A 10,745-nucleotide genomic window follows, 5' to 3' on the forward strand; every position below is an offset into this window, starting at 1 on the left:
CATGTCCCCGTCCCAGACCGCCGCCCCGCGCCACAGCACGAAGGTCGTCACGGCGCTGCGGAGATTCGCGATCTCGATCTCCGTGCTCAACGTCTTCGGCTACACCGTGCTCGGTTTCGAGCAACCCTGGACCTGGCCCTTCATCGCCCTGGCCACCGCCTACACACTGGAGATCGCCCTGGAGGCGATCGGCGCCCGGGTCGAGGGCCGCGCCCCCCGCTTCCGGGGCAACGGCTTCAAGGGCCTGGTGGAGTTCCTGCTGCCGGCCCACATCACCGCGCTCGCGGTGAACATGCTCTCCTACGTCAACGACGTCGTCGAGGTCATGATCTTCGGCGTCATCGTCGCCGTCGGCACCAAGTGGGTGCTCAGGGCCCCGGTCAAGGGCCGCATGCGGCACGTCATGAATCCCTCGAACTTCGGCATCGCCGTCATCCTGCTGCTGTTCCCGTGGGCCTCCATCGCGCCGCCGTACCAGTTCACCGAGTACATCGACGGCGGCTTCGACTGGCTCGTCCCGGCGATCATCATCGTCTTCGGCACGATGCTCAACGCCAAGCTCACCGAGCGCATGTGGCTCATCCTCGCCTGGGTCGGCGGCTTCGCCCTCCAGGCCGTCGTGCGCGGCCTGGTGTTCGACACCTCCATCCCGGCGGCCCTGGCGATGATGACCGGCGTGGCATTCGTGCTCTTCACCAACTACATGATCACGGACCCCGGCACGACCCCCTCCTCCAAGTGGGGCCAGATCGCCTTCGGCGGCTCGGTCGCGGCCATGTACGGCGTGCTGACCGCCATGAGCGTGGCCTACGGCCTCTTCTTCGCCACCGCGCTCGTCTGCGCCATCCGGGGCGCCTTCCTGTGGACCGCGGACACCGTGGCCAAGCGGCGTGCCGAGGAGGCCCTGGCGCTGGCCGCCGTCGAACAGGCCGTGGACCGGGACGCCGTGACCGGACAGACCGCGGACCCGGACACCGAGGCCGCGCCGACGTGCGACTGCCCGGCGGACGCCTGCGCCTGCCCGCCCGCGGCCCCGGAGACGGCTCGGAAGGCGCCGGTGACAGCATGAGCAGGATCGCCATCGTCGGCATAGCCTGCCGCTACCCCGACGCCGACTCGCCCCAGGAACTGTGGGACAACGCCGTCGCCGGACGGCGCGCCTTCCGCCGGCTGCCCGACGTCCGGATGAACCTGGACGACTACTGGGACGCCGACCCGTCCACCCCCGACACCTTCTACGCGCGCAACGCCGCCGTCCTCGAGGGCTACGCGTTCGACCGGATCGCCCACCGCATCGCGGGCAGCACCTTCCGCTCGACGGACATGACGCACTGGCTCGCCCTCGACACCGCCGCACGGGCCCTGGCCGACGCCGGATTCCCCGATGGCGAGGGACTGCCGCGCGAGCGCACCGGGGTGGTGGTGGGCAACACGCTCACCGGTGAGTTCACCCGCGCCAACGTCATGCGGCTGCGCTGGCCCTACGTACGGCGGGTGATGGCCTCGGCCCTCGCTGGCCAGGACGGCTGGGACGACGCCCGCGTCGCGGACTTCCTCGCCGAGGTCGAGTCCTCGTACAAGGAACCCTTTCCGGCCGTCGACGAGGACACGCTGGCCGGAGGGCTCGCCAACACCATCGCGGGCCGCATCTGCAACCACTTCGACCTGGGCGGCGGCGGGTACACCGTCGACGGCGCGTGCTCCTCCTCGCTGCTGTCGGTCACCACGGTCGGCACCGCGCTGCTCTCCGGCGACATCGACGTCGGCGTCGCCGGCGGCGTGGACCTGTCGATCGACCCGTTCGAGATCATCGGCTTCGCGAAGACCGGTGCCCTCGCCAAGGGGGAGATGAAGCTCTACGACCGCGGCTCCAACGGTTTCTGGCCGGGGGAGGGGTGCGGGATCGTGGTCATGATGCGCGAGGAGGACGCCCTCGCGGCCGGCCATCGCGTCTACGCCACCATCGCGGGCTGGGGCATCTCCTCGGACGGACAGGGCGGGATCACCCGGCCCGAGGTCAGCGGCTACCGGCTGGCCCTGCGACGCGCCTACGAGCGGGCCGGTTTCGGCATCGAGACGGTGCGCCTGTTCGAGGGCCACGGCACCGGAACCGCCGTCGGCGACACCACCGAGCTCACCGCGCTCACCGAGGAACGCGCCGCGGCCGGCCCGGACGTCCCCGTCGCGGCCATCACCTCGGTCAAGGGCATGATCGGCCACACCAAGGCCGCCGCCGGGATCGCGGGCCTGATCAAGGCCGTCCTCGCCCTCGACCACCACACCGTCCCGCCGTCGATCGGCACCGTCGATCCGCACGACCTGCTCACCGGCGAACGGGCCAACCTCAAGGCGCTGCGCAAGGCGGAGCCCTGGCCCGAGGACGCACCGCGCCGGGCCGGCATCACCGCCATGGGCTTCGGCGGCATCAACACGCACGTGGTCCTCGACGAACCCGCCACCCGGCGCCGGCCGCCGGCGCACCACCGGCCCGTCGCGCTGGCGGACTCCCCGCAGGACTGCGAACTGCTCGTCCTCGACGCCGACTCGCCCCGGCACCTGCGCACCAGGATCACCGAGGTCGCCGACTTCGTCGCCGGTGTGTCCTACGGCCAGGTCGCCGACCTGGCCGCCACCCTCCAGCGCGAACTGCGCGGCAGGCCGCACCGCGCGGCCGTCGTCGTCTCCTCCCCGGAGGACGCCGAGCGGCGCCTGCGGCACCTGGCCGGCCTGCTGGAGTCCGGCGAGAGCACGTACACCGCCGCGGACACGCGCGGCTTCCTCGGCAAGGTCACCGGACCGGCCCGGGTCGGGTTCCTCTTCCCGGGGCAGGGCTCCGGCAGGGGGACCGGCGGAGGCGCGCTGCGCCGCCGGTTCGCCCAGGCCGCCGACGTCTTCGACCGGGCCGGCCTGCCGAGCACCGGCGACATGGTCGCCACCGACGTGGCCCAGCCGCGCATCGTCACCGGCTCCGCCGCCGGCCTGCGCGTCCTCGACGCGCTGCGCCTGGGGGCGACCGTCGCCGTCGGCCACAGCCTCGGCGAGCTCTCGGCCCTGCACTGGGCGGGCGCCTTCGACGAGCGGACGCTGCTGGAGGCGGCGCGCGTGCGGGGCGGGGCCATGGCCCGGCACAGCGCCTCGGGCACCATGGCCTCCCTGCACGCGTCCCCCGAGCGGGCGGAGGAGCTCATCACCGGCCTCGACGTGGTCGTCGCCGGATACAACGGACCCGGACAGACCGTGGTCGCCGGCCCCGTCGAGGCGGTCCGGGACGTCGAGCGCCGGGCCGGTGAGGCCGGGGTGGACTGCACCCGGCTCCCCGTCTCCCACGCCTTCCACTCGCCCCTGGTCGCCCCGGCGGCCGAGGCGTTCGGCACCTGGCTGGCCGACGCGGACCTCGGGCAGGTCCACGGCAGGGTCGTCTCCACGGTCACCGGTGCCGGACTGGACCGGGACACCGACGTACCGGCGCTGCTGAGCCGTCAGATCACCGCTCCCGTCCGCTTCACCCAGGCGGTGCGCGAGGCGGCCCGGCACGCCGACCTGTTCGTCGAGGTCGGCCCGGGGCGCGTGCTCAGCGGCATCGCGCGGGCGGCCACGGACGTCCCGGCCGTCGCGCTGGACACCGACGACGAGTCGCTGCGCGGCCTCCTCGGCGTCGCGGGCGCCGCGTTCGTCGCGGGCGCCCCCGTCGCGCTCGAGGTCCTGTTCCAGGGTCGGCTGATCCGGCCGCTGACGGTCGGTCAGGAGTTCTCCTTCCTCTCCAGCCCGTGCGAGCAGGCGCCCCGCGACGGCGTGCCCCCCGCCCGGGCCCCGCGTCCGGACACCGCACGGGTCCCGGCCGGCGCGACCGCGGCAGCGGCACGCGTCCCCGGCACCCGGCCCGGCACCCCGGCACCCCCGGCCGCCGTGTCCGCGGCGTCCGCGGGCGAGCCGTCCCCCGTCGTCGAGGAGACGATCGAGGAGACGGCCGAGGAAACGGCCGAGGAGACGGCCGCGGAGCGGGAGCCGGCGCTGGACGTGCTGCGGGACCTGGTCGCGGAGCGGGCCGAGCTCCCGGCCGAACTCGTGGACCCGGACAGCCGGCTCCTGGACGACCTGCACCTGAGTTCCATCACCGTCGGTCAGATCGTCAACCTCGCGGCGGCCCGCCTCGGGATAGCGCCGACCCAGTTGTCGACCAACTTCGCCACCGCCAGCCTCACCGAACTCGCCGAAGCCCTGGACACCCTGGTCGGCACCGGCGCGACGGCGGCCGGGGACGCCGGCGTCGCCGCGGTGGCGGGTGCCGCGCCCTGGGCCCGGCCGTTCGCCGTGGACCTGCAGGAGGTGGCCGCGCCGTCGGCCGGGGCCGCCGAGGCGTGCGGCGCGTGGGAGCTGTTCGGCACCGCTGACCGGGCCTTCTGCCAGGACCTGAGGACGGCGCTGGAAGGCGCCGGCACCGGCAGCGGTGTCCTCGCCGTCCTGCCCCGGGACTGCACCCGGCAGGAGGTGGACGAGGCGCTCGCCGCCGCCAGGAGCGCCCTGGCGGGGGACCGGGGACGACGGTTCGTCCTGGTGCAGGACGGGCGCGGCGCGGCAGGTCTGGCCAAGACGTTGCACCAGGAGGCCCCGCACCTGCGCACCACGATCGTCCGGACCCCGCTGAACGGGGACGCGGTGGCACGTGTCGTGGCCGAGGTCCGCGCGACCGACCGGTTCGGCGAGGCCCACTACGACGCGGCCGGGGTGCGGCGCGTGCCGACCCTGCGGGCCCTGCCGGTCCGGCAGGAGACCACCGACCTCCCGCTGGACGCCACGGACGTGCTGCTGGTGACCGGCGGCGGCAAGGGCATCTCCGCCGAGTGCGCCCTGGCCGTCGCCCGGCGGACCGGGGCGAAGCTGGCCGTGCTCGGCCGGTCGGATCCGGCCGCCGACACCGAACTCGCCGAGAACCTGGCGCGGATGGCCGACAGCGGCGTCGGCGTGCACTACGCGCGCGCCGACGTCACCGACCCCGAGCGGACCGCGGCGGCCGTCGCCGAACTGGAGAGGACGCTGGGGAAGATCACCGGCGTGCTGCACGGAGCGGGCCGCAACGAGCCGGCCGCCCTGACCGAACTGGACGCGGAGGACTTCCGCCGCACCTTCGCGCCCAAAGTCGACGGCCTGCGCACCGTCCTCGACGCGGTGGGGGCCGACGGCCTGAAGCTGCTGGTCTCCTTCGGCAGCATCATCGGCCGGGCGGGACTGCGCGGCGAGGCCCACTACGCCACCGCCAACGAGTGGCTGGCGGACCTCACCGAGGAGGTCGCCCGCGCCCACCCGCGGCTCCGCGCGAGGTGCGTGGAGTGGTCGGTGTGGTCCGGCGTCGGCATGGGCGAGAAGCTCTCCGTCGTCGAGTCGCTCTCCCGCGAGGGCATCACCCCCGTCTCGCCCGACCAGGGCGTGGAGATCCTGCTGCGCCTGATCTCCGACCCGGACGCCCCCGTGGTCACGGTCGTCAGCGGCCGCACCGAGGGCATCGAAACCGTCCGCCGCGACCTGCCGCCGCTGCCGCTGCTGAGGTTCACCGGCAACCCGCTCGTGCGCTACCACGGCGTCGAGCTCGTCACCGAGGTGGAGCTGAACGCGGGCACCGACCCCTACCTGGCCGACCACCTGCTCGACGGCAACCTGCTGCTGCCCGCCGTCATGGGCATGGAGGCGATGGTGCAGGTCGCGACCGCCGCGACCGGCTGGAGCGGCACACCCGTCATCGAAGGGGCCGAGTTCCTGCGGCCCATCGTCGTACCGCCCAACGGCAGCGCCAGGATCCGTGTCGCGGCCACCGTCACCGGCCGCGACACCGTCGACGTCGCCGTGCACGCCGAGGACACCGGCTTCGTGGCCGAGCACTTCCGGGCACGGCTCGTCTTCGGCGGCGCCCAGACCCCGGACGGACCGCCCGAGCAGGTGCCCGAGGGCACCGCCCCGGTCCCGCTCGACCCGGCCGCCGACCTGTACGGCGGGCTGCTGTTCCAGGGCGAGCGCTTCCAGCGGCTGCGCCGCTTCCACCGGGCCGCGGCCCGGCACGTCGACGCCGACGTCGACGTGCGGCGGCACCCCGAGGGCTGGTTCGCCGGGTTCCTGCCCGGGCGGCTGCTGCTGGCCGACCCGGGCATGCGCGACGCGCTCATGCACGGGAACCAGGTCTGCGTGCCCGACGCCACCCTGCTGCCCTCCGGCGTCGAGCGGATCCACCCGCTCGGCTCCGGTGACCACGTGCCGGAGCGGCTCCGGTACACGGCCGTCGAACGCAGCCGGGACGGCAACACCTACGTCTACGACATCGCCGTGCGCGACGAGGACGGCACCGTCGTCGAGCGCTGGGAGGGACTGACCCTGCACGCCGTGCGCCGGACCGACGGGGCCGGCCCCTGGGTCGCGCCCCTGCTCGGCCCGTACCTGGAGCGCACCCTCGAAGAGGTCCTGGACGCCCGGATCGCGGTCGCCGTCGAGCCGCACGGCGGGCAGCCCGCCGGCTCGGTGACCCAGCGCCGCGGCTTCACCGCAGACGCGGCGGCCCGTGCCCTGGGCACCCCGGTGACGGTCAGCCACCGGCCCGACGGACGACCGGAACTCGAACCGGACCGGCACCTGTCGATGTCCGCGGCCCACGGGCTCGGGGTGACCCTCAGCGCCGTCTCCGGCTCGGAGGTGGCCTGCGACATCGAAGCGGTCAGCATGCGCTCGGCGACCGAGTGGCAGGGGCTGCTCGGCGAGCACGCCCCGGTGGCGCAGCTGGTCGCCAAGGAGACGGGCGAGGCACCCGACACCGCCGCCACGCGCGTGTGGAGCGCCGTCGAGTGCCTCCGGAAGGCCGGGATCATGGCGGGGGCGCCGCTGACCGTGCTGCCCCGGCGCAGGGAGGCGTGGGTGGAGTTCACCGCGGGCGGCATCCGCATCGCCACCTTCGTCACCGCGCTGCGCGACGCCCTGGAACCCGCGGTCTTCGCCTTCCTCGTACACGACACGGACCGAACCGAAGGGCGGCCCTAGACCATGGTGGAAGACTACTTCGAGTACCGGCACACCGTCGGCTTCGAGGAGACCAACCTCGTCGGCAACGTCTACTACGTCAACTACCTGCGCTGGCAGGGGCGTTGCCGGGAGATGTTCCTCCAGGACAAGGCGCCGGAGGTGCTGGCGGACCTGCAGGACGACCTCAAGCTGTTCACGCTGAAGGTGGACTGCGAGTTCTTCGCCGAGATCACCGCCTTCGACGAGCTGTCCATCCGGATGCGCCTGTCCGAACTGGGCCAGACCCAGCTGGAGTTCACCTTCGACTACGTCAAGGTCACCGGGGGCGCCGAGATCCTGGTGGCCCGCGGCCGCCAGCGCATCGCCTGCATGCGCGGTCCCAACACCAACACGGTGCCCTCGCTCATCCCGGAGCCCCTGGCCCGCGCGCTGCGGCCGTACACGGCGCGGCCCGCCTTCCCGACGGGGCGGACCGCGTGAGCGCCCTGACCGCGGCGCCGCCGCGGACCGCCGCCGCCGGCGACGCCACGCGGCTGCGGCGGGCCTTCGGGGCGTTCGCCACCGGGGTGACCGTGGTGACGGCCGGCGGCGCCTCCCCGCGGGGCATGACCGCCAACTCGTTCACCTCCGTCTCCCTCGACCCGCCGCTCGTCCTGCTGTGCGTCGGCAGGGACGCCGGGATGTACCGCAGTCTCGCCGAGGCCGACACGTTCGCCGTGTCGGTCCTGGCCGCCGGCCAGGAGGACGTGGCCCGGTACTTCGCCAGCCGCTCGCGGCCCGCCGGCGCGCGGCAGTTCGACGCCGTCGGCTCGCTGCCGGGCCGCGAGGGCGCCGCCCCCCTGATCGCCGGGGCGGTGGCCCACTTCGAATGCGCGAAGTGGCGGACGTACGACGGCGGCGACCACGTGATCGTCCTGGGCCGGGTGCTCGCCCTGGACGAGGCGCCGGAGTGCGAGCCGCTGGTGTTCCACGGCGGCCGCTTCCGGCACCTCTCCGACCGCGCACCGGAGGTGTGACATGGGCGTGCACCCCCCGGGCCCGCCGGTGTGGGCCCTGCCCGGGCTGCTGCGCAAGCTCGCCGTGGACCGGCTCGGCATGATGCGGGACGCCGCCCGGCTGTCCGACGCCGTGCGGGTCGCCATGGGACCGAAGAAGATGTACATCTTCAACCGGCCCGACTACGCCAAGCACGTCCTGGCCGACAACGCCGCCAACTACCACAAGGGCATCGGCCTGGTGGAGTCCCGCAGGATCCTCGGGGACGGGCTGCTCACCAGCGAGGGCGAGCTGTGGCGCGCCCAGCGCGCCAACGTCCAGCCCGCGTTCCGGCCCCGGCGCATCGCCGAACAGGCGGGAGCGGTCGCCGAGGAGGCGGCCGCGCTGGTCGCCCTGCTGCGCACCCGGGCCGGGCAGGGGCCCGTCGACGTGCTCGAGGAGGTCACCGGACTGACCCTCGGGGTGCTGGGCCGCACCCTCATGGACACGTCCCTGGACGGTCACGGCGGCATCGCCCACGCCTTCGAGGCGGTCCAGGACCAGGCGATGTTCGACATGGTGACGCAGGGACTGGTGCCGGCCTGGGTGCCGCTGGGCACCCAGCGGCGGTTCCGCAGGGCCCGCGGGGACCTGGCCCGGACCGTCGACGCGCTGGTCGCCGACCGCGGCGCCCGGCTGGACGAGGACGATCCCGGTGACGACGCGTTCGCCCGGATGATCCTGGCCGCGCGCCGCCACGACGACCCCGCCGTGGGGCGCCGGCGCCTGCGCGAGGAACTCGTCACCCTGCTCCTGGCCGGGCACGAGACGACGGCGAGCACCCTGGGGTGGACGCTGTTCCTGCTGGCCCGCCACCCGCACGTGCGCGACCTGCTGCGGGACGAGGCCCGCGCCGTCCTGGCCGACGGCCGCCTGCCGGACGCCGACGACCTGCACAAGCTGACGTACACCACCCAGGTCGTCCAGGAGGCCATGCGGCTGTACCCACCGGTGTGGATCCTGCCGCGCATCGCGCAGCGGCCCGACGTGGTGGGCGGCTTCACGGTTCCGGCGGGGGCGGACGTCCTGGTCTGCCCCTACACCCTGCACCGCCACCCGGACCTGTGGGACGCCCCCGAGCGGTTCGACCCGGGTCGCTTCGACGCGGCGCGGGCCGCCAACCGCCCCCGTTACGCCTACATCCCCTTCGGCGCGGGGCCCCGGTTCTGCGTGGGCAGCGGCCTGGGGGTGATGGAGGCCGTCTTCGTCACCGCGCTGGTCACCCGGGACCTGGACCTGGACGTCGTACCGGGGCACCGGGGCGTGCCGGAACCGATGATGTCCCTGCGGATGCGCGGCGGACTGCCGATGACGGTCCGGGAGGCCGACTGACGTGCTCGCGGCGGGGCGCACCGAAAAAGGGGAAAAGGGGGCGGGCCACGGTATCGACCGTGGCCCGCCCCCTTTTCCCCTTCTTTCCCTTTCTTTCCCCTCCGTTTTCCTTTCGCCGCCGTCGGTCAGCCGACGGCCTGCTCGAGCGCGTTGGTCCGCAGGTCGAGCAGTGCCATCAGCACCGGCGGGTCCAGCGCCCCGACCGGGCGCAGCACGATCTCGGCGGGCAGCGGCAGCGTCTCCGCGTGCGCGGTGACCGGTCCGTAACGGCCCACGGAGACGGTGTCCTCGTCCCCCGTGCCCGAGGGGAGGTGCTCGCTGCCGTACGGGACGGAGTGGACGAGCAGGTACCAGGTGCCCGCGGGAACGTCGCGCAGCTCGAAGGCGCCGGGGCCGTCCAGGACGGTGCAGCGCACCGGCTGCCCCTGGGGGACCGGGGTGGGGAAGAGGCCGACGAAACAGTGCCCGGGGGAGCGGCCCTCGGCCAGGGAGACCTGCCCGCGCAGGGTGGTGCTCGAGCCGTCGCCCTCGAAGCCCGCGTCGGGGTCGATGGCCGGGGTGAATCCGCCGAGCTCCCTGAACACGCTCGGAGAAACACCCACACAGGCCTTGAACCGGGAGCTGAACGTGCCCACGCTGCTGTATCCGACCTGACTGCTGATGTCGGCCACGCTGAACGTGGTGTCGACCAGGAGGCGTTTCGCCTCCTGCAGCCGGAGCGCGGAGAGAAAACGTCCGGGGGACGTGCCCGTCACATCCCGGAACACCCGGGTGAAGTGGAACTTGCTGAACATTGCGGTGCGCGCCATGTCGTCGATGGTGAGATCCTGGCCGAGATTGGCCTGCATATCGTCGATCACCCTGTGGACTGCACGCTCGATCGTGGTGGAGGTCACCGTTTCTCCCTGTGGTCGAGAATGGCGATACCGCGCCTTTCAGTTCCGGCTCGTCGGCGCGGTCCGAACGGTGCCGGTGGGCCCCATGTCGGTCAGACGGCGGCTGGCCAGGTCCTCGGCGAACCTGCGCCAGGTGTGGGAGCACTGCAGAGCCAGCTCGGCCACGGTGGCCGTGCAGTGCGGGGGTACGGCGCCCGCCTGCTGCCGCCATGCCTCGTCCACCACGAAGTGGGTGTGCAGCCAGCGCAGGAAGTGGCGTCCGGACTCGGACTGGCGCAGCGACGGGTCGGCGGCGAGGTTGCGGAGCGTCTCCAGCGGGGTGCGGCTGCGTCCGCCGGTGGCCGGCCGCCCGGCCACCGGCCGTCCGGGTGCGGCCCCCGCCGGCTCCCGGTCCGCGGGGGCGGCCGGGGCGGAGCCGGCGTCCGGTGCCCGGCGCTCCGGCGCCTTGCCGCGCCGCCGGCTCGGCACCGGGGTCTCGCCGCG

6 protein-coding genes and 1 pseudogene are annotated in these 10,745 nt (G+C 73.9%); 5 read left to right on the forward strand and 2 right to left on the reverse strand.

Annotated elements, in window-relative coordinates; all coding sequences use genetic code 11:
- Window position 1 precedes the first annotated feature (1 nt).
- The 5 genes from B7L92_RS13775 to B7L92_RS13795 are packed head-to-tail and all read left to right on the forward strand — an operon-like array spanning window position 2 to window position 9,366.
- Window positions 2-1,069 carry an enediyne biosynthesis protein gene (locus B7L92_RS13775; RefSeq protein WP_081237692.1) on the forward strand — a complete coding sequence of 356 codons (1,068 nt, stop codon included), beginning with the start codon at window positions 2-4 and terminating at the stop codon, window positions 1,067-1,069.
- Window positions 1,066-7,017, forward strand: a complete 5,952-nt coding sequence (locus tag B7L92_RS13780; protein ID WP_081237698.1) for a type I polyketide synthase — start codon at window positions 1,066-1,068, stop codon at window positions 7,015-7,017. Before B7L92_RS13775 ends, B7L92_RS13780 begins: the two co-directional genes overlap by 4 nt.
- A gap of 3 nt (window positions 7,018-7,020) precedes the next feature.
- A complete protein-coding gene (locus B7L92_RS13785; RefSeq protein WP_081237693.1) occupies window positions 7,021-7,479 on the forward strand; it encodes an acyl-CoA thioesterase in 459 nt (152 codons plus the stop codon).
- A complete protein-coding gene (locus tag B7L92_RS13790) occupies window positions 7,476-8,015 on the forward strand; it encodes a flavin reductase family protein (RefSeq protein ID WP_081237694.1) in 540 nt (179 codons plus the stop codon). Before B7L92_RS13785 ends, B7L92_RS13790 begins: the two co-directional genes overlap by 4 nt.
- Before the next feature lies 1 nt (window position 8,016).
- Window positions 8,017-9,366: a cytochrome P450 gene (locus B7L92_RS13795; protein ID WP_081237695.1), complete on the forward strand. Its 1,350-nt coding sequence runs from the start codon at window positions 8,017-8,019 to the stop codon at window positions 9,364-9,366.
- A 125-nt stretch (window positions 9,367-9,491) separates the two neighbouring features.
- Here B7L92_RS13795 and B7L92_RS13800 read toward each other — a convergent pair whose 3' ends face one another.
- Together B7L92_RS13800 and B7L92_RS13805 are read right to left on the reverse strand one after the other, a co-directional pair.
- Entirely contained in the window at window positions 9,492-10,262 is a 771-nt protein-coding gene (locus tag B7L92_RS13800) for a helix-turn-helix domain-containing protein (protein ID WP_081237696.1), read from the reverse strand.
- Between the two features lie 39 nt (window positions 10,263-10,301).
- Window positions 10,302-10,745 (reverse strand): annotated as a pseudogene (locus tag B7L92_RS13805) (ParB/RepB/Spo0J family partition protein); the annotation flags it as partial.

It is taken from the genome of Streptomyces viridosporus (assembly GCF_002078235.1).
Taxonomy (GTDB): Bacteria; Actinomycetota; Actinomycetes; order Streptomycetales; family Streptomycetaceae; genus Streptomyces; species Streptomyces viridosporus.

Bases quoted from the DNA above. Each gene is read 5' to 3' on its own strand.
- B7L92_RS13775 (WP_081237692.1), top strand. From the start codon at position 2: ATGTCCCCGTCCCAGACCGCCGCCCCGCGCCACAGCACGAAGGTCGTC.
- B7L92_RS13780 (WP_081237698.1), top strand. From the start codon at position 1,066: ATGAGCAGGATCGCCATCGTCGGCATAGCCTGCCGCTACCCCGACGCC.
- B7L92_RS13785 (WP_081237693.1), top strand. From the start codon at position 7,021: ATGGTGGAAGACTACTTCGAGTACCGGCACACCGTCGGCTTCGAGGAG.
- B7L92_RS13795 (WP_081237695.1), top strand. From the start codon at position 8,017: ATGGGCGTGCACCCCCCGGGCCCGCCGGTGTGGGCCCTGCCCGGGCTG.